The organism is Bradyrhizobium zhengyangense (assembly GCF_022012435.1).
Lineage (GTDB): Bacteria > Pseudomonadota > Alphaproteobacteria > Rhizobiales > Xanthobacteraceae > Bradyrhizobium > Bradyrhizobium zhengyangense.
On the sequence record NZ_JAKLUA010000006.1, the window covers coordinates 390,994 to 408,448 of the forward strand.

The following is a 17,455-nucleotide window of genomic DNA, read 5'->3' on the forward strand; positions in this document are numbered from 1 at the left end:
ATCGGGCTCGGCCCAAGGATTTGCGCAAGGTATGCAAGTGTGAGGAACCGTCACGATGGCCGACGACAAGCCTGAAGACGCAGGCAAGCCTGAAGACGGAGGAATGCCTCCCGAGTCCGGCCGTGCCAAGCGCACCCCACCGACCATCGACCTCGAGGCGACCGAAGTCTCCACGCAGCCCCAGGATGTGGCGGTCGAGCCGGAGGCGGCGCCATCGGTCGAGCAGACCAACGCCGGGCAGGCCAGTGCCGAGGACGCCAAGGTCGAAACCACCAAGGCGGAGCCGGAGCGCGATGAGGCTCAGCCCGCGGCTGCGTCGGCCGCCATTTCTCCCTGGGTCATCGCGCCATTTTCCGGCGCCGTTGCAGCCGCGGTCGTGATTGCGGTCGGCTGGGTGCTGGGCTGGCCCGCGGTGCAGGCGCCACCGGCCGCGCCGCAGGTGACGAGTGCGACGGTCGATGCGCTGAGCGGACGTGTCGCCGCGGTCGAAGCCAAGGCGGGCAAGCCCGCTGCCGATCCGGCTGTTGTCGCGCGGCTCGATGCGCTGGAAAAATCCGTCGGCACCTTGCGCGGCGACATCGCCAATTTGCGCGCGCAGTCCGACAAGACCGCGAGCGCATTGAACGATGCCAAATCCACGCCGCGCGATACGACAGCTTCGTCCGGCCTCGCCGCTCTCGACGCGCGCATTTCCCAGCTCGAGCGCGCCAGCACGACTGCCCGCGCCGAGCTCGCGCAGCAGGGCGAAAAGATCGCCGACGCGAAGGTGATGGACGACCAGCCTTTGCGCCATGTGGTTGCCGCCACGCTGCTCGACGTCGCCGTTCGACATAACGATCCCTATGAGGCGCAGCTCAAGGCTGCTCGGTCGTTTGCGGCGAAGCCTGACGTGCTGAAGCCCCTCGATGCTTTTGCCGCGTCGGGCATTCCGACGCCGGTCGCGCTGACCCGCGAGCTCCTCAACATCGTGCCGAAGCTGTCGCCGCCGCCTGAGGCGCCAGCCGCTGGTGCCGGCATCGTCGAGCGTCTTCAGGCGGGCGCGTCGAAGCTCGTTCGCATCGAGCGCACCGACGGGGTCGGCAACGACCGCGGCGCTGTCGTTGCGCGGGTCACGGCGGCCGCGCTGCGCAATGATTTCGCCGAGGCGCGCCGCGAATTGAAGGCACTGCCCGAAGCCGATCGCGCGCCGGCGCAGGCCTGGCTCGACAAGGCCGACGCCCGCGACGCCGCGCTCGCGGCCTCCCGCAAATTCGCCGACGACGCTCTGGCTGGTCTCACCAAGCCTGCTCAATAAGACTCGCGCAACACTCCGCGCGTATAGGGATAGAAATGCTTCGCATCGTCCTCTTCCTCGTTCTGATTGCGCTTGCAGGTGCCGGCGCGGCCTGGGTCGCCGATCAGCCCGGCAATGTCGTGCTGACCTGGGGCAGCTGGCGAGCCTCGCCGAGCATTCCGGTGTTCGTGCTCTGCCTCGGCATCTTCGCGGTCCTGATCGTGTTCCTCTGGAGCATCCTGACCATGCTCTGGCGTATGCCGGGACGGGTGCGCCGCCGAAGGCATGAGAAGCGTCAGGCGCGGGGGCGCCACGCCATCACCCATGGCCTGCTCGCGATCGGCCATGGCGACACTGCGCTGGCTCGCCGTCATGCCGAAGCGGCGCGCCGGCATGCGCCCAATGATCCGCTCGCTCTGCTGCTGCACGCGCAGTCGGCCCAGCTCGACGGCAATCGCGACGAGGCGCAGCGCGCTTTCCGCGCCATGGCCGAGCGCGAGGATACCCGGCTGCTCGGCCTACGCGGCCTGTTCATCGAGGCGCAGCGCGCCGACGATGCGGTCGGTGCTGTCATGATCGCGGAGGAAGCGATCAAGCTGTCGCCGTCCTCGACCTGGGCCTCGCATGCGGTGCTCGGCTTCCGCTGCGCGCGCGGCGACTGGAGCGGCGCGCTCGCGATCCTCGATTCCAATCTGTCGGCGGGCCTGATCGACAAGCAGGCCTATCGCCGCCAGCGCGGCGTGCTGCTCACGGCGCGCGCGCTGGAACTGGAGACCATGGACCGCGACGTCGCGCGCGAAAGCGTGATGGAAGCGGTCAAGCTGGCGCCGACGCTGGTGCCGGCCGCCGTGCTCGCCGCGAAATTCGAGAGCGAGGCGCATCAGGTGCGCCGTGCCATGAAGCTGGTTGAGGCCGCCTGGCTCGCCAATCCGCATCCGGATCTCGCCGATGCCTACGCGCATGTGAAGCTCGGCGATGCCGCGCGGCAGCGCCTGCAGCGGGTCGAGACGCTCGCGGCCAAGACGCCCGCCGACAAGGCCGGCCATGTCGAGGGCCAGCTTGCGATCGCGCGCGCCGCGATCGATGCCTCCGAATTCGCCCGTGCGCGCGAGGTGCTGTCGCCTTACGTCAACGATCCGACCCAACGCGTGGCGCTGCTGATGGCCGAGCTCGAGCGCGCCGAGCACGGCGACAGCGGCCGTGCCCGCGCCTGGACCTTGCGTGCGGTGCGTGCCCGCCACGATCCGGTCTGGACCGCGGATGGCTATGTCAGCGACCGCTGGCGTCCGGTCTCGCCGGTCACCGGCCGCCTCGACGCTTTCCAATGGCAGACACCGGTGGCGAGCCTGCCTTCGGACAAGGGCACGACGATCGAATCCTCGGCCTTCGAGGAAGCCATGCTCGCTGCCCCGCCGCCAAAGCGGGTGACGGTAGCCAATGAGGCGCCTGGGGAATCGGTCGTGATCGCGCCGGCCTCAACCCCGGCCTCTGCTCCGGCCGCGCAGGACAACGCACCGCCGGTGGCCAAGGAAGAGCCGGCAGTGGCGCCTGCGGAGCCGGTCAAACCGGCCCCGGAAGCTGCCGAATCATCGCCAGTGGCGGAAACCCCGGTGTTCCGCACCCGCGCCGATCTCGGCAAGCCCGCGCAGGCGCCGATCCAGACCGTCATCCCGATCGTTCGTGCGCCCGATGATCCCGGCATCGATGACGAGGGTCCGAGCGATGAATTTACGGAACAAATCGGCACGCCAAAGGCCCAGGCCGGCGGCTGGCGGGGATTCTGGTCCCGCTGGGGGGCTTGAGCCGCATTTCGCCCGCCGCTTGTCCTTGCCAATTCGGGCCATGCCCGATATCAGGAGCGCGTGTATCGGGGCCGGCTTTGTCCTGGCTCCGGCAGGGTTCGCCGCAATAGCTCAGTCGGTAGAGCACGTCATTCGTAATGACGGGGTCGGGGGTTCGAATCCCTCTTGCGGCACCAGCCTTCGCAGGCTGCGCCTGCTTCGGCTCGGCAAGCCGCTTCGTAGTGAAGGCCGCCACGCCATAGCCCGAAGGGCGACGGCGGGCTCCCCCGTTTTGCTCGATTGGTACAGGCCAGCTTCAAGGCCGTGCTTAAGCTCCGCGTGATTCTCCTCACATAATCTCGCGCGTCTCTCCCCTAGTGTCCCCTCACGCAAACACGGGGAGATTTCACATGCGCAAGATCATTCTGGTTGCGGCCATGGTTCTGGTCTCTGCATCGGCCCAGGCGGGCGGCGCACGCAGCCTCTCGCTGGCCTCGGCCAACGATCAGGCCCCGGCACCGCAAGGCACTGTCGCGCCGCCGGCCAACACCACGCAGGTGAGCGAAGTCGCTCCGGTGGCTACGGCTCCGACCTATGTCGATCGTCCGACGGCGGTTTCGACCACCGCGCCAGCTGCGACCACAACCACATCGACATCATCGCCTGCTGCGGCCCAGCCTGCGCCGAAGACGACGAAGGTGGACAAGCCCAGGCATCACAAGACCTGGACCGAAGGCCGGATCATCAGCGAACTGCATCGCCACGGCATCTACTGGTAAGCGACGGCGCTCCTCCCAAAACAAAATGGCCGGGCTGAGCCCGGCCATCGCATTCTCGTCGAACCTCAAACGCCTAGCGTTGCGAGACGGTCTGCACCACGCTCGACACCGGGCGCGCATTGGTCGCACTGCTGGACCCCGGCACCTTCAGCTCCTTGAGGATGGCTTCGTCATACTCAGGAAGCGATTCGAACGTCGTCTTCGCCTTGATCTGCACGACCTTGTAGCCACCGGCCTTGAGGCGCGCGAGCAGCGTCGGCAGTGCTTCGCCGGTGCGCTTCTGGAAATCGTGCATCAGGATGATGCCCTTGCCGAGCTTGTCGAGCTTGGTCATCACGTTGCTGATGATCTTGTCCGGCGTGCTCTCCTTGCGGAAGTCGAAGGAGTCGAGGTCGGTCGAGAAGATCCCGACATTGCGGGTGCCGAGATAGCTCACCAGCGCCGGATTTTGCGACAGCTGCGGGAAGCGGAAGAACGGCGACGGATTGGTGCCGAGCGCCCATTTCACGGCGCTGAAGCCCTTCTCGATCTCATCCTTGGCCTGCTGCTCCGTCATCTTCTTGCCGGCGAGATTGACGTGCGACCAGGTGTGCGTGCCGACCGTGTGGCCCTGGGCCAGAACCTGGCGCAGGATTTCCGGATGCCAGCTGGCGTGCTTGCCGACCGAGAAGAACAGGCCCTTGGTGCATTCATCGGCCAGAGCCTTCAGCACCGCCGGCGTGTTGTGCGGCCAGGGGCTGTCGTCGAAGGTCAGCACGACCTCCTTGTCGGCGAGGAAATCAAACTGCTTGTACTGTTCGAAGCCGAAACCCGGGCCGCCGGTGGTGTCGATCTCGACCACGCGCGAGACGCCGAGTGCATTGGGATTGGTGCAAGTCGTGTCCTGAACTGGTGCCACCGCCGGTGCCGGCGCGGGAGCAGGCGCTGCGGCAGGAACGGCAGGCTTGCCCGCGATCGCCGCGGTGGTCTCGACATCATCCTTGGCGGCAAGCTTGACCGGCGCCGGCAGAGGATCGGCGGCACGGGCGGCTGTTGTTTTGGGGGCGCCCTGGTCGGCGCGCGCGGAATAAAAGTACCAACCTCCGGCGATCACGATCGCCGCAACCACACTGGCCAGCATCAGGCCCAACGCATTACGCATCGCTACTCTTTCCAATTACGCAACCAAACCAGCGGAATTTCCCGCGTCGCGAGCCATTAATGCGAAGGAACAGTTAACGTGACACCAACACGACAGCGGTTGCAGAGGAATTTCAGGCGGGTGCGCCAAAGTGACCGAGGTCACAGTGGGTGGGCCGCCCGTGACCGTCATCACAGTGGAAACTGTTTTGCTGGAGCATCGTAGTTCCCATCGACAACGGGCCCGCTGCGGCGGCGCCAATGGGAGCTGCAAATGACCAAGTCGTTCACTGCCAAGATCACTGCAAAGATCCGCGACACCAGCCTGGCTCTGGGCTTTGCCGCCATCGTCTCGATCGTCTCGACGACCTCGAGCTTCGCCTTCTCGGCCGAGGCGCAGCAGATGTGCACCGGCGACGCCTTCCGCCTGTGCTCGTCAGAGATCCCCAACATTCCGAAGATCACGGCGTGCATGATGAAGCATCGCACGGACCTGAGCGCCGGCTGCCGCGCGGTGATGGACAAGGACCTCGCCAAGGGCGCGTCACGCAAGGTTGCTGACGCTCAGGACGGTCAGTAAGCGCGCAGCGATCGCGACGTTTGCGTCGTTAGCTCCCTGCCGATGTGCCCCGGCGCCATGCCGGGGCCACGCGGTGGTGCCAGTCGACCTGCGCCATCCGTCTCCCAATAAATCCGTTGCGGCCTTGGGATCGTCGCACTAGCTTCGCCCGCACATCTTGAGGGTATGAGGCATTCCGCGATGGCCAGATTTCTTTTCATCATTCCTTTGGTCCTGTGCGCTTCCGGCGCCTCGGCGCAGCAGCAGCCCGGTCACGATGCCTGCGCGCGCGACGTCACGCGCCATTGCCGCGCCGTGATGAGCAATGGCGATAGCGCCGTGCTCGCCTGCCTGAAAGAGCACCGCGCGCGCCTCAGCAAGGCCTGCGACAAGATGCTGACGGATCACGGTCAGTAGCGATCGGGGCTACGAAGCGTCTAGCGACTGATGCTGCTCCCCGCAGCGGTCGCGACAACGGGCAGCACTTCGCTTGCCGCGCGATCCGGCGTCTCTTCCTTCCAGCGTACCGAGCCGAATGGCCGCTCCAGCATGCGGCGGATCCGCACCGGATCAGAGCCGATGTGGAAATCGATCGCCTGCTGATGCAGCGCGCGTTCGGACTGGGTCGAGCGGTTGCGCTGGCGCAGATAATCGAACCAGGTCGGGCAGTGATAGCGCTCGGTCCACAATTCGGGATCGGCAATGTCGCGCGCGATCGACCAGCCATAGGCGCCGTTGCGCTGCCGGGAGAGCTGCACGTCCTGCATCACATTGTGGAAGGCGCGCGCGTTTTCCTGGGCGACGCGATATTCGATCTCGACCACCAGCGGGCCGCTGCGCCCGGTGAGCGACAGCTTGACTTCAGGATCGGCCAGCACGTCGGCATCCTCGTTGCGGGCGCCGACGCGCGGCATTGCAAGCCAGATCCCCAGGAGCGGCGAGACCAGCATCAGGCTGGCGGCCGTGAGCAGCGCGACCTCGACGCCGGCATAGTCGGTGAGATGGCCCCAGCCCCAGGCGCCGATCGCGATGCCACCGGAAATCGAGGCCTGAAACGCGGCGAGCGATCGACCGGCGACCCAGCGCGGCGCCGAGAGCTGCACACCGATGTTGAACAGCGCCACCGCCGCCATCCAGACCGCGCCGGCCAGCACCAGCGCGGCCGCGGTCAGCACCGGCTCGGTGCTCAAGGCAATCGCAGCCATCGCAAAGGCCATGGAGATCGTGCAGGCGCGGATCGCAGCCTCGCCGCTCATGCGCTTGCGCAGCTCGTGGATGTTGAGCGCGCCGACCACCGCGCCCATGCCGAATGCGCCCAGCATGATGCCGTAGGTTTGCGCGCCACCATGCAACAGATCGCGCGCGACCAGTGGCATCAACGCCATGATCGCGCCGCCGATCAGTCCCATCACCAGCGTGCGCAACAGCACGATCTTGATCGGCGGCGAGTTGGTGATGTAGCGGAAGCCCGAAACCATCGCGCGGTTGAGCTTCTCCCGCGGCAGCCGCGACGGTTCGACCACGCGCCGCCAGAGCACGAGCACGATCAGAAGCGGAAGATAGAGGATCGCGTTGCAGGCGAATGCCGCGACCGCGCCGGCTGCGGCGACGATGACGCCGCCGACCGCGGGGCCGAAGCTGCGCGCGATGTTGTAGCTGATGCCGTTCAGCGCCACCGCCGACGGCAATGCATCCGGCGGCACCTGCTCGCTGACCGAGGATTGCCAGGCCGGGCCGAACAGCGCATTGCCGCTGCCGACCACGAAGCAGAAGGCGAGCAGCGATTCCGGGGCGATGAGCTTGAGCCCGGCCAGGATCGTGAGGGCGGACGCGCCCGTCAGCGCGATCATGAGGGCCACCAGCGTCACGATGCGGCGGTCATACATGTCGGCGATGGCGCCGGCCGGCATCGAGATCAGCATGATCGGCAGCATCAAGGCGGTCTGGACCAATGCCACCTTGTCGGCGGAGGCCGCCATCTGCGTCATCGCCCAGGCCGCGCCCACGCCCTGGATCAGGAGGCCGAGATTGGAGAGCAGGCTGGCGAGCCAGATGCGCCGGAATACGGTGTACCGCAGGGGGGCGGTGATGCCGTCGGCGGAACGTCTCTGACGGTTCGTCTGCTCGGTCATATACCCTTCCAAGTCGTCTGGCAGAAATGGCTTGAATAATTCCGGCAGGCCCAGTGATGCCTGCGAAAGTCCTTCGCTGTCCAGTGGTTAGGCCGCTATAAGCAGTGCAAAGACATGGTTTTATCGGGGAGGATCGGATGAGGCTGTCACGACGGACAATTCTGCAAGGTGCGGCTAGCGTGCCTTTCGCGGTTGCGAGCTTGCGGATGGGGGCACTGGCGCAAACATCGTCCACGACCAGCAGTTCCGAAGTGCCGCCGATCCTGTTCGTCCATGGCAATGGCGATTACGACGCGCTCTGGATCACGACGTTGTGGCGGATGGAATCCAACGGCATCGCGCGCGACCGCATGATGGCGATCAATTTCAACAGCCCCAGTGCGCGTGCCGATGACACGGTCGAGCAGGCCAACCGGTCCTCGACCGAGGACCAGCGCCGGGAGCTTGCCGCTGCCATCGCTGAACTGAAACGCCGCACCGGTGCGGCGCGCGTGGCGCTGGTCGGCAATTCGCGCGGCGGCAATTCGATCCGCAACGTCATCAAGAATGGCGGCGCCGGCGATGTCAGTCACGCGGTGCTGTGCGGCACGCCCAATCACGGCGTGTTTGCGCTCGACGCGCTGCTCGGCAGCGAGTTCAACGGACGAGGGGCCTTCCTGCGCGGCTTGAACGAGGGCGAGAGCGAGGTGACGCCGGGTGTCGCCTTCCTGACCTTGCGCAGCGACGGCATGGACAAATATGCGCAGCCCGACGGCCGCTTCATGGGCAAGCCGGGCGTGCCGACCAATGTCACCGCCGAGGGGCCGGAGCTGAAGGGCGCGACCAATCTCGTGCTCGGCACGATCGATCATCGCGAGACGGCGTATCATCCGCGGGCGTTCCGCGAGATCTACAAATTCATCGCCGGTCGCGAGCCCGCGCGCATCGCGATCACACCGGAGCGGACGGTCCATATCGGTGGACTGGTCACGGGCGCCGCGGATGGCGCGCCGACCAATCGCCCGGTGGCCGGCGCAACTGTCGAGATCTACCATGTCGACCGCGAGAGCGGGGAGCGCAAAGGCGAATTGTTGTATCGCTTGATCACGGCGGCCGACGGCCGCTGGGGGCCGGCCGAGGTCGATCCCGCCTCTCCGCTCGAGATCGTCCTGACCTCGCCGGACGCCCCGACCACGCACTTCTACCGCTCGCCCTTCCCGCGTTCCTCCAATGTCGTGCATTTGCGCGCCGCGCGGCCCTTCCTTCCGGCAGAGAAGGATGCCGGCGCGGTCGTGATCATGTCGCGCCCGCGCGGCTATTTCGGGCTGCCGCGCGACACCGTCCTGCTTGATGGCCGCGAGCCTGCCGATGTCACGCCGGGCGTGCCCACGGATGCGACAGCAACCCTGCGCCTTTCGGCCAGCGAGGTTGGACGTAACATCGTGGCCCAGTTCAACGAAGAACGAATCGTGGCGCGCGCCTGGCCGGCCTCCGAGAACAGGATTGCGGTTGCCGAGCTGACTTACTAGCTATTTGCTTGCGTCAGGTCTGCGGGAGAGAGCCATGAACATCGCCAGCGTGCGCCGGCCCATCATCCCGCCGACCCCGCCGCGCGCGCCCGACAACATGTCGTTGTTCGGCCGTATCGCGGTGATCAAGCAGAACATGATCGCGACCTGGGGGCAGCGTGCCTATGAGGAAGAAGTCATCCAGGGCCGCTTCTTCCTGCACAAGAGTTTCATCCTGAACCAGCCGGACGCAATCCGGCACGTCCTGCTCAGCAACTACCAGAATTACACGCGAACCCCGGCGGGCATCCGCATGCTGCGTCCGGTGCTCGGCGAGGGTCTCCTGCTCGCCGAAGGCCACGCCTGGACATTTCAACGGCGTACGCTGTCGCCGGCCTTCACGCCGCGTGCTACCGCCAATCTCGTGCCACACATGACGGCGGTGCTCGACGAGACCATCGCGAAGCTCGAGACCCGAACCGGGGAGCCGGTCGATCTGCGCGAAATCATGCAGCGCATGACGCTCGAGATTGCCGGCCGCACGATGTTCTCGTTCGGGATGGACCAGCACGGTCCGACCTTGCGCAACTTCGTCATGGAATATGGCGAGCGGCTCGGGCGGGCCCACTTCCTCGACATGGTTCTGCCGGTGTCATGGCCGACGCCGATGGATCGGGCCCGCGCCCGCTTCCGCAAGCGCTGGGTCGAATTCGTCGCGATGCTGATCGCCGAACGGCGTGCGGTGGGCAAGAAGGACGGCGCGCCGCCGCGCGATCTGTTCGATCTCATGGACGAGGCGCGCGATCCTGAAACGAGCAAGGGCTTTTCCGACGGGCAACTGGTCGACGAGGTCGCGACCATGATCCTGGCGGGCCATGAGACGACCGCGACTGCGCTGTTCTGGGCGCTCTATCTGCTGGCGCTCGACCCCGACACGCAGGAGGAGGTCGCGTCCGAGACGCGCGGCGAGCATCTCGTCAGCATGGCCGATATCGACCGGCAGAAATTCACCCGCGCGGTGATCGACGAGACCATGCGGCTCTATCCGCCGGCCTTCCTCGTTGCGCGCGCCGCGCGCGACAAGGACATCGTGGCCGGGGCCGAGGTCAGCAAGGGCGACATCATCATGATCGCCCCCTGGCTGCTGCACCGGCACGAGAAGCTGTGGGATCAGCCCAACGCGTTCATCCCGAAGCGCTTTATGTCGAAAGAGCCGCCCGATCGCTTTGCCTATCTGCCATTCGGTGCCGGCCCGCGCGTCTGCATCGGTGCGCCGTTCGCGCAGGCCGAATCCGTGCTGGCGCTGGCGCGGTTGATCGGGGCGTTCCGCATCGAGCTGGCGGACGCAACGCCGGTCATTCCATTCGGCGTCGTCACGACCCAGCCGGACCACTCACCCATGTTCCGCATCACGCGCCGGTGACAGGCCCGCGTCTGGCCGCCGGCGTGATCCACCCCACATAGAGTTGCACCATGAGCAACATCCAGGCCCAGATTTCCGTTCTGAAGCAGACCGCAGATCCTGCCGTCGTCGAGGCCATCGCGCAGCTGATCGCGAGTGGTCCCGATCGCGACCTCAACCGCATCAACGCATTGGATTTTGCCGATCGTACCGGGCTCGATCAGGAAAAGGTCATTTCCGGATTCCTGCATGCCTCGCGGCTCGGCCTGTTCGACATCGGCTGGAACGTGCTGTGTCCGGGCTGCGGAGGTGTTCTGGGTGCACACACGACTCTGAAATCACTGAAGCACGAAGACTACAATTGTGCGCTTTGCGCGGCCGGATACGAGGCGTCGGTCGACGAGATGGTCGAGGTCGCTTTCACCGTCAGCCCGCAAGTCCGCCGCATCGGCGCTCACGATCCCGACACATTGCCGATCTGGGAATATACGCGACAGATGTTCTGGAGTTCCGGCGTCGACATCAACGAAGAGGCTTTTTCGCGCCTGATCAACGAAGTGACGTTGGAAGCGTTGGAATTGCCTGCCGGCGAAAAGGCGATCCTCTCGCTCAATCTGCCGAGCCAGTTCATCATCGTCTTCGAGCCGGTCACCCATTCCGCCCATTTCCTGGATGTCCAGGGCGAGCCGACCAGCGAACGCCAGCAGTTCTCGATCATGTTCAACAATCTGGAAGCGCCGACGGGGACCACAGTGATGCGCCCCGGGCCGTTGCGACTGACACTCGAAAATCAATCGAGCAATCGCGTGTTGCCCTCGGTCTGGATTGCCGCCGACGCGCTGCACGAGATAATCGGTAAGCGCAAGCCGATCCTGACCGCCAAGAGAATGTTGTCGAACCAGACGTTCCGCGACGTCTTCAAGGCCGACAATCTCAATGTCGACCAACGATTGAAGATCACGTCGCTGACGTTCCTGTTCACCGACCTGAAGGGTTCGACGGCGTTGTACGAGCGGGTCGGCGACCTCAGCGCGTTTGATCTCGTGCGCGCGCACTTTCGGGCGATACTGGAGATCATCGCCGCCGAGAAAGGCGCCGTCGTGAAGACGATCGGCGATGCCGTCATGGCGACCTTCGTCAGGCCCGAGCACGCGATCGCTGCGGGTCTGCGCATGCGCGCGGCCATGGATGATCTGAACAAGCAGCGCGGCGCCAACGATCTCATTCTCAAGATCGGCATCCATGAAGGCCCGTGCCTTGCCGTGATGCTCAACGAGCGGCAGGATTATTTCGGCCAGACCGTCAACATCGCCGCCCGCGTGCAGAGCCTGTCGACCGCGCAGGAGATCCACATCACCGGTCCGGTGCTGGATGCGCCGGCGGTTGCCGAGATCCTTCAGCGGCGCGAGATCAAGCCGATCCAGAAGCAGGCGGCTCTGCGCGGCATCGCCGACAAGATGGTGGTGTATGAGATACCGTGAGGCAACCGCGCGTTAACGCCGCCCACATTGCTGAAACGTAATGCAGCGCGCGGAACTGACGCACGTTGCGCCGGTTGAGTTTCCCGCTCATATAATGCTGGTAGCGGCCCCGCTTCCCCGCGACGTCATCGATTTCGGTAGGACCTTATGCTCGACGGCTTGCGTCAATTCATCGCCGACATTATTGCCCCTCATGCCGGGGATCGCGCCTTTGGCGACAGCGATTACCGGCTGGCGGCAACCGCACTGCTCGTTCACGTGGTTTCGCTGGACGGCCAGCCGACGCAGACCGAGCAGCGCAAGCTGCACAGCCTGATCGAAAGCCATTTCGGGCTTGACCGTGGCACGGCTGACCGGTTGATCGCGGATGCGACGGAGGTCGAGGGCGAAGCGGTCGATCTCTACCACTTCACCAGCGTGATCATGCGCTCGCTCAACGAAGACGCCCGCAGGCGCATCGTCCAGATGATGTGGGAGCTGGTCTATGCCGACGGCCAGGTCACCGAGTTCGAGGACAACGTCGTCTGGCGCGCCTCCGACCTGCTCGGGATATCCCAGCGCGACCGGATCGATCTCAAGCACGCCGTCGCGGAGCGTGCCGGCGGTCAAGTCAAGGACGGTGTGCTCGGCGGCTGAGGGGTCGCCGGCGCGGCGTGATTGCTGGTTGTATCGATCACATGACGAAACTTTAATGTAGCCGCCGGAGCGTCCCGGTTCCGGATGTCCCTGTAAATTCGGGGTTTTCTCGCCCTCCCTGTTAGCTGCTCAGGCAGCCATGCTACGAGCGCCGCTTGCTTGTCGCGCGTAGCCTATGCTCCAGTTCCGCTGTTTCGGGGCCAAAAAACTTCAATTCAAGAGACTGCGATCGTGACTGAGCGGGTAACGTTGATCACCGGTGCGTCGGCGGGCATCGGCACCGAGCTGGCGCGTGTGTTTGCCGCGAACGGACATCGTCTCGCGCTGACGGCGCGACGCGCGGACCGGCTCGAGGCGCTCGCGAACGAGCTCGCTACGACATGCGGCAAGAAGCCGATCGTGATCGCCTGCGATCTCCAGCAAGCCGATGCCGGCGAGCGGATCGCCGCCGCGCTTGCCGCGGAAGAGGTCGAGCTCGACAACCTCGTCAACAATGCCGGTTTCGGTGTATTCGGTGATGCGATCGAACGCGACCGCGACGAGCAGGTCGGCATTGTCGACGTTAACGTCCGCGCGCTGACCGATCTGTCGCTGCGCTTTGCCGACCAGCTCGTCAGGAACAAGGGCGGCCTGCTCAATGTCGGCTCGGTCGCGGGCTTCCTGCCCGGTCCCGGCATGGCCGTCTATTACGCGTCGAAGGCCTATGTGATTTCGCTCACCGAGGCATTGCGGGCAGAGCTCGCGCCGCGCGGCGTGCGCGTGACCGTGCTGTGCCCGGGTCCGGTGCAGACTGAATTCCAGGGGCGCGCCGGCGTCGGCTCCGGGCACGACACGGCGATGCTCAACGTCCCTGCCGCCGACGTTGCGCGGCAGGCTTATCGTGGGCTGATGGCGAACAAACGGGCAGTGCTGCCGGGTCTCGGCATCAAGATTGTGCCGTTCGCGCTACGCTTCTTCCCGCGCGGCTTCATCCTGTCCGCTACCAGCCGGTTCCAGCGGCAGCGGCACTGAAGCAAGCCCGAAGCACCCGTGGTGGCCCGGAGCTTGCTTAGTAGGGCTGCGTGTGTGCGCAAACTCACACGATGTTAACCTACGCTTAGCTATGCTGGCGGCTTGAACCGATAGCACTCGTAAAAGGCCATGTCGTTTCGGACGGACAGGTTTGGTGGCGCAGAAGTGGTGCCCTTCCCCGGAAGGACGCCAGGCGCGGCCGCCTCCGAGCCGCTCCGGCCGGTTCTGATCGTGCTGCACCAGGAATCCTCGACACCCGGCCGAATCGGCAATGCGCTGCGCGCGCTCGGCCATCGCCTCGATATCCGCCGTCCGCGATTCGGCGATCCCCTGCCCGACACACTCGACCAGCATGCCGGTGCAGTCGTGTTCGGCGGTCCGATGAGCGCAAATGATTCGGAAGATTACGTCAGGCGCGAAATCGACTGGATCGAAGTTCCGCTTCGCGAGCAGCGGCCGTTCCTCGGCATTTGCCTGGGCGCGCAGATGCTGGCGAAGCAGCTTGGCGCGCGGGTCGCACCGCATGCGCAGGCGCTGACCCAGATCGGCTATTACCCGATCCGCCCGACCGCGGCAGGTCGCGCGCTCTGTCCTGACTGGCCGGCGCAGGTCTATCATTGGCATCGCGAAGGCTTCGAGCTGCCTGACGGCACCGAGCTGCTTGCCGAGGGCGATGACTTTCCCAACCAGGCATTCCGTGCCGGCAACGCCTTCGGCGTGCAGTTTCATCCTGACGTGACCTACGCCATGATGCATTGCTGGACCACGCGTGGCTATGACGGTCTCAGCGCGCCGGGCGCCCGCGAGCGGCATCATCACTTCGCGGACCGTGCCGTTTACGATGCCGCGGAACGCGCCTGGCTCGATCATTTCGTCGACGGCTGGCTGGCGCGCCGGCCGCTTCTGGCGCAAGCCGCCGAGTAATCGCGCCTCCACGCAAGCCCTCGCCTCATCCCTGACTATGCTAGGCTCGCTGCCGTTGAGCGCGCGCCAACGCGTGCCGGCCAATACAGGGAGAGCGCGATGGCCTATGAGCACATTCTCTATGAGGTGAGCGATAGAATCGCGACCATCACGCTCAATCGCCCCGACCGCATGAATGCGTGGACGCCTGTCATGGAGCGCGACGTGCGCCATGCGATGGAAACCTCAAACGCCGATGACAATGTCCGCGTCATCGTGCTGACAGGTGCAGGCCGGGCCTTCTGCGCCGGCGCCGACATGGATGCGCTGAAAGGGCTCGATCCCAACGATGTCAGGCGCGCTTCGAATCTGCCGCCCTTCGACATGAACCGCCGGCCGGACTGGCAGACGCGCTACGGCTTCTATCCGTCGATCGGCAAGCCTGTCATCGCCATGCTCAACGGCGCCACCGCCGGCATCGGCCTCGTCCATGCGCTCTATTGCGACCTGCGCTTTGCCGCCGACAACACCGTGTTCACCACGGCCTTCGCGCGGCGCGGCCTGATTGCCGAGCACGGCATCAGCTGGATGCTGCCGCGCATCGTCGGTCACGCCAACGCGATGGACCTCTTGCTCTCGGCACGGCGCGTGGGAAGCGACGAGGCGCTGCGAATCGGGCTGGTCAACCGGCTCTGCTCGCCGGACAAGCTGCTCGAGGAAACCTACGCCTATGCGCGCGATCTCGCCGATTTCGTCTCGCCGAGCGCGATGGCCGTGATCAAGCGCCAGCTCTACGAGGTGCCGTTCCAGACGCTGGCCGAGGCGACGATCGAGGCCAACAGGGAGATGATGGTGGCGCTCAACGGCAGCGATTTCCGCGAGGGGGTCGCGAGCTTCATGGAGAAGCGGCCGCCGAGGTTTACGGGGAAGTAGGGGAAATGGTCCGCCGTCGCCCTTCGGGCTATGGCGGGACAGCCTTCGCTCACTTCGCTACGAGAGAGCACGGCTGGCTTGCCTAGCCGAAGCTCGCGAAGCGGGCGAAGGCTGGTGGAGCCAGGCGGGATCGAACCGCCGACCTCGTCATTGCGAACGACGCGCTCTCCCAGCTGAGCTATGGCCCCTTTGCTGGCCGCTCTGGTCAAACGCGGCCGACAACCGGGCGCCATTTAAGTCCCCGCCAAGGTCAAGTCAAGGACGGGTGTAAGGGGGTTTTAGCGCCGACTTCCCTTGTTTGGGCCGGGGGGAACCGATATCTAGCCAAGAGAACCGCAACACCACCCCAAACACTGCCCAACGACACTGGCCCGGAGAGTGTTTCGCTGATGCGCCCGATAGTCTTCATTCTGATCCAGATCATCAATCTCTACATCTATCTGCTGATCGCATCGGCAATCCTGTCCTGGTTGATCGCGTTCAACGTCGTGAATACCCGCAACCAGTTCGTTGGCGCGATCGCGGAGTTTCTCTATCGGATTACCGAACCGGTCCTGGGGCCCATCAGGCGCCGGCTGCCCAGCATGGGCGGGCTCGACATCTCCCCGATCGTCGCCTTTTTCATACTCTGGTTGATCCAGCTTTATCTCGCCGAATACGTTTACCCGAACGTACCTTAAGGTCGGTGGAACCGTGATGGAGCTTTGACGGCGCCTTGACCGAACCATGGCGCATCTCCACCACGGGGGTCAGCATCGCGCTGCGGGTGACGCCGCGCGGCGGGCGTGACGGCATCGACGGGATCGAGCAGCTTTCCGACGGCCGCAGCGTGCTGAAGGTGCGTGTGCGGGCCGTCGCCGATGGCGGCGAGGCCAATCGTGCGGTGCTGGCGCTGCTGGCGAAATCGCTCGGCGTGCCCAAGGCCAGCGTCAGTCTCCTGTCGGGAGCGACGTCGCGGTTGAAGCAGGTCGCCGTCGAAGGGGATCCGGCGAGGCTTGCCCAGGCGTTGCGCGAGCTCGCGCCAGTCAAATCGACAGACGAGGGGAACTGACATGACGGCCAAGATCATCGACGGAAAAGTCATCGCAGCCGACCTTCGCGCCCGCGTCGCCGACGAGGTCGCCCGCGTCAAGCGCGAGCACAATCTGGTGCCTGGCCTTGCCGTGGTCCTGGTCGGCAACGATCCCGCCAGCGAAGTCTATGTCCGCTCCAAGCATACGCAGACCCAGGCTGCGGGCATGGCCTCGTTCGAGCACAAGCTGCCCGCGGACGTCTCGCAAGCCGAACTGATGGCGGTCGTTGCCAAGCTCAACCGCGATCCCGCCGTTCACGGCATTCTCGTGCAATTGCCGCTTCCCAAGGGGCTGAACACCGAGGCCGTGATCAACGCGATCGATCCCGCCAAGGATGTCGACGGCCTGCATCCGAACAATGCCGGCCGGCTCGCCGGCGGCTTCGAGGCGTTGTCGCCCTGTACGCCGCTCGGCTGCATCATCCTGACCAAGAGCGTGCACCCGTCCCTCGAAGGCATGAACGCCGTCGTGATCGGCCGCTCCAATCTGGTCGGCCGCCCGCTGGTGCAGTTGCTTCTGAACGAGAACGCGACGGTGACGATCGCGCATTCGCGCTCGCGCGATTTGCCTGGAATCGTGAAGCAGGCCGACCTCGTGTATGCCGCGGTCGGCAGGCCCGAGATGGTGCGCGGCGATTGGCTGAAGCCGGGTGCGACCGTGATCGACATCGGCATCAACCGTATTCCGAAGGAAGACGGCAAGACCCGTCTCGTCGGGGACGTCGCCTATCAGGAAGCGCTTGGTGTTGCCGGTGCGGTCACGCCGGTGCCCGGCGGCGTCGGCCAGATGACGGTCGCCTGCCTGCTGGTGAATACGCTACGCGCGGCTTGCGCGATCGCAGGTTTGCCGAAGCCGGCGGTGTAGTTGTCATTCCGGGGCGATGCGC

Annotated in this window: 17 protein-coding genes and 2 tRNA genes; 16 read left to right on the forward strand and 3 right to left on the reverse strand. The window is 65.3% G+C overall.

The window, feature by feature from the left end; translation table 11 throughout:
• Positions 1-55 precede the first annotated feature (55 nt).
• From L6637_RS21255 to L6637_RS21270, 4 genes are all read left to right on the forward strand, one after another.
• Complete coding sequence (locus tag L6637_RS21255; RefSeq protein WP_237861064.1) at positions 56-1,294, forward strand: COG4223 family protein; 1,239 nt, start codon at positions 56-58, stop codon at positions 1,292-1,294.
• A 35-nt stretch (positions 1,295-1,329) separates the two neighbouring features.
• A complete protein-coding gene (locus tag L6637_RS21260; RefSeq protein WP_237861066.1) occupies positions 1,330-3,075 on the forward strand; it encodes a heme biosynthesis protein HemY in 1,746 nt (581 codons plus the stop codon).
• Positions 3,076-3,175: 100 nt separating this feature from the next.
• A tRNA-Thr gene (locus L6637_RS21265) sits at positions 3,176-3,251 on the forward strand.
• Positions 3,252-3,464: 213 nt separating this feature from the next.
• Positions 3,465-3,833 (forward strand): hypothetical protein, encoded by a 369-nt coding sequence (locus L6637_RS21270; protein ID WP_237861112.1) that lies wholly within the window; start codon positions 3,465-3,467, stop codon positions 3,831-3,833.
• A 73-nt stretch (positions 3,834-3,906) separates the two neighbouring features.
• On the opposite strand, the gene L6637_RS21275 is transcribed toward L6637_RS21270, so the two are convergent.
• A complete protein-coding gene (locus tag L6637_RS21275) occupies positions 3,907-4,974 on the reverse strand; it encodes a polysaccharide deacetylase family protein (RefSeq protein WP_237861113.1) in 1,068 nt (355 codons plus the stop codon).
• 252 nt (positions 4,975-5,226) lie between these two features.
• On the opposite strand from L6637_RS21275, the gene L6637_RS21280 reads away from it, so the two are divergent.
• Positions 5,227-5,532: a hypothetical protein gene (locus tag L6637_RS21280; protein ID WP_237861115.1), complete on the forward strand. Its 306-nt coding sequence runs from the start codon at positions 5,227-5,229 to the stop codon at positions 5,530-5,532.
• Between the two features lie 180 nt (positions 5,533-5,712).
• A complete protein-coding gene (locus L6637_RS21285) occupies positions 5,713-5,928 on the forward strand; it encodes a hypothetical protein (protein WP_237861117.1) in 216 nt (71 codons plus the stop codon).
• Positions 5,929-5,948: 20 nt separating this feature from the next.
• Here the strand turns inward: L6637_RS21285 and L6637_RS21290 are convergent, their stop codons facing one another.
• Positions 5,949-7,643 carry an MFS transporter gene (locus L6637_RS21290; RefSeq protein WP_237861118.1) on the reverse strand — a complete coding sequence of 565 codons (1,695 nt, stop codon included), beginning with the start codon at positions 7,641-7,643 and terminating at the stop codon, positions 5,949-5,951.
• A gap of 137 nt (positions 7,644-7,780) precedes the next feature.
• Here L6637_RS21290 and L6637_RS21295 point away from each other — a divergent pair, with 137 nt between their 5' ends.
• The 7 genes from L6637_RS21295 (at position 7,781) to L6637_RS21325 (ending at position 15,496) form a co-directional block, all read left to right on the forward strand.
• Positions 7,781-9,151, forward strand: coding sequence for a hydrolase (locus L6637_RS21295; protein WP_237861119.1), 1,371 nt, complete (start codon positions 7,781-7,783; stop codon positions 9,149-9,151).
• A 34-nt stretch (positions 9,152-9,185) separates the two neighbouring features.
• Positions 9,186-10,553: a cytochrome P450 gene (locus L6637_RS21300; RefSeq protein WP_237861121.1), complete on the forward strand. Its 1,368-nt coding sequence runs from the start codon at positions 9,186-9,188 to the stop codon at positions 10,551-10,553.
• Between the two features lie 50 nt (positions 10,554-10,603).
• Positions 10,604-12,013, forward strand: coding sequence for an adenylate/guanylate cyclase domain-containing protein (locus L6637_RS21305; RefSeq protein ID WP_237861123.1), 1,410 nt, complete (start codon positions 10,604-10,606; stop codon positions 12,011-12,013).
• 147 nt (positions 12,014-12,160) lie between these two features.
• Positions 12,161-12,649, forward strand: a complete 489-nt coding sequence (locus L6637_RS21310) for a tellurite resistance TerB family protein (RefSeq protein ID WP_237861125.1) — start codon at positions 12,161-12,163, stop codon at positions 12,647-12,649.
• A 231-nt stretch (positions 12,650-12,880) separates the two neighbouring features.
• On the forward strand, positions 12,881-13,660 hold the full coding sequence (locus tag L6637_RS21315; RefSeq protein ID WP_237861126.1) for an SDR family NAD(P)-dependent oxidoreductase: 780 nt from the start codon (positions 12,881-12,883) through the stop codon (positions 13,658-13,660).
• 129 nt (positions 13,661-13,789) lie between these two features.
• Positions 13,790-14,584 (forward strand): glutamine amidotransferase, encoded by a 795-nt coding sequence (locus L6637_RS21320; RefSeq protein WP_237871949.1) that lies wholly within the window; start codon positions 13,790-13,792, stop codon positions 14,582-14,584.
• Positions 14,585-14,683: 99 nt separating this feature from the next.
• Complete coding sequence (locus L6637_RS21325) at positions 14,684-15,496, forward strand: enoyl-CoA hydratase (protein WP_237861128.1); 813 nt, start codon at positions 14,684-14,686, stop codon at positions 15,494-15,496.
• 112 nt (positions 15,497-15,608) lie between these two features.
• Here L6637_RS21325 and L6637_RS21330 read toward each other — a convergent pair.
• A tRNA-Ala gene (locus L6637_RS21330) sits at positions 15,609-15,684 on the reverse strand.
• 201 nt (positions 15,685-15,885) lie between these two features.
• Between L6637_RS21330 and L6637_RS21335 the strand changes: the two genes are divergently transcribed.
• The 3 genes from L6637_RS21335 to folD are packed head-to-tail and all read left to right on the forward strand — an operon-like array spanning position 15,886 to position 17,433.
• Positions 15,886-16,176 carry a YggT family protein gene (locus L6637_RS21335; RefSeq protein WP_057740594.1) on the forward strand — a complete coding sequence of 97 codons (291 nt, stop codon included), beginning with the start codon at positions 15,886-15,888 and terminating at the stop codon, positions 16,174-16,176.
• Positions 16,177-16,211: 35 nt separating this feature from the next.
• Complete coding sequence (locus tag L6637_RS21340; protein ID WP_237861129.1) at positions 16,212-16,547, forward strand: DUF167 domain-containing protein; 336 nt, start codon at positions 16,212-16,214, stop codon at positions 16,545-16,547.
• A gap of 1 nt (position 16,548) precedes the next feature.
• Positions 16,549-17,433 (forward strand): bifunctional methylenetetrahydrofolate dehydrogenase/methenyltetrahydrofolate cyclohydrolase FolD, encoded by an 885-nt coding sequence (gene folD / locus L6637_RS21345; protein ID WP_237861130.1) that lies wholly within the window; start codon positions 16,549-16,551, stop codon positions 17,431-17,433.
• The last annotated feature ends 22 nt before the right edge of the window (positions 17,434-17,455 follow it).

Bases quoted from the DNA above. Each gene is read 5' to 3' on its own strand.
- L6637_RS21270 (WP_237861112.1), top strand. From the start codon at position 3,465: ATGCGCAAGATCATTCTGGTTGCGGCCATGGTTCTGGTCTCTGCATCG.
- L6637_RS21255 (WP_237861064.1), top strand. From the start codon at position 56: ATGGCCGACGACAAGCCTGAAGACGCAGGCAAGCCTGAAGACGGAGGA.
- folD (WP_237861130.1), top strand. From the start codon at position 16,549: ATGACGGCCAAGATCATCGACGGAAAAGTCATCGCAGCCGACCTTCGC.
- L6637_RS21275 (WP_237861113.1), bottom strand. From the start codon at position 4,974: ATGCGTAATGCGTTGGGCCTGATGCTGGCCAGTGTGGTTGCGGCGATC.
- L6637_RS21285 (WP_237861117.1), top strand. From the start codon at position 5,713: ATGGCCAGATTTCTTTTCATCATTCCTTTGGTCCTGTGCGCTTCCGGC.
- L6637_RS21335 (WP_057740594.1), top strand. From the start codon at position 15,886: ATGCGCCCGATAGTCTTCATTCTGATCCAGATCATCAATCTCTACATC.
- L6637_RS21290 (WP_237861118.1), bottom strand. From the start codon at position 7,643: ATGACCGAGCAGACGAACCGTCAGAGACGTTCCGCCGACGGCATCACC.
- L6637_RS21260 (WP_237861066.1), top strand. From the start codon at position 1,330: ATGCTTCGCATCGTCCTCTTCCTCGTTCTGATTGCGCTTGCAGGTGCC.
- L6637_RS21300 (WP_237861121.1), top strand. From the start codon at position 9,186: ATGAACATCGCCAGCGTGCGCCGGCCCATCATCCCGCCGACCCCGCCG.
- L6637_RS21280 (WP_237861115.1), top strand. From the start codon at position 5,227: ATGACCAAGTCGTTCACTGCCAAGATCACTGCAAAGATCCGCGACACC.
- L6637_RS21295 (WP_237861119.1), top strand. From the start codon at position 7,781: ATGAGGCTGTCACGACGGACAATTCTGCAAGGTGCGGCTAGCGTGCCT.
- L6637_RS21305 (WP_237861123.1), top strand. From the start codon at position 10,604: ATGAGCAACATCCAGGCCCAGATTTCCGTTCTGAAGCAGACCGCAGAT.
- L6637_RS21310 (WP_237861125.1), top strand. From the start codon at position 12,161: ATGCTCGACGGCTTGCGTCAATTCATCGCCGACATTATTGCCCCTCAT.
- L6637_RS21325 (WP_237861128.1), top strand. From the start codon at position 14,684: ATGGCCTATGAGCACATTCTCTATGAGGTGAGCGATAGAATCGCGACC.
- L6637_RS21320 (WP_237871949.1), top strand. From the start codon at position 13,790: ATGTCGTTTCGGACGGACAGGTTTGGTGGCGCAGAAGTGGTGCCCTTC.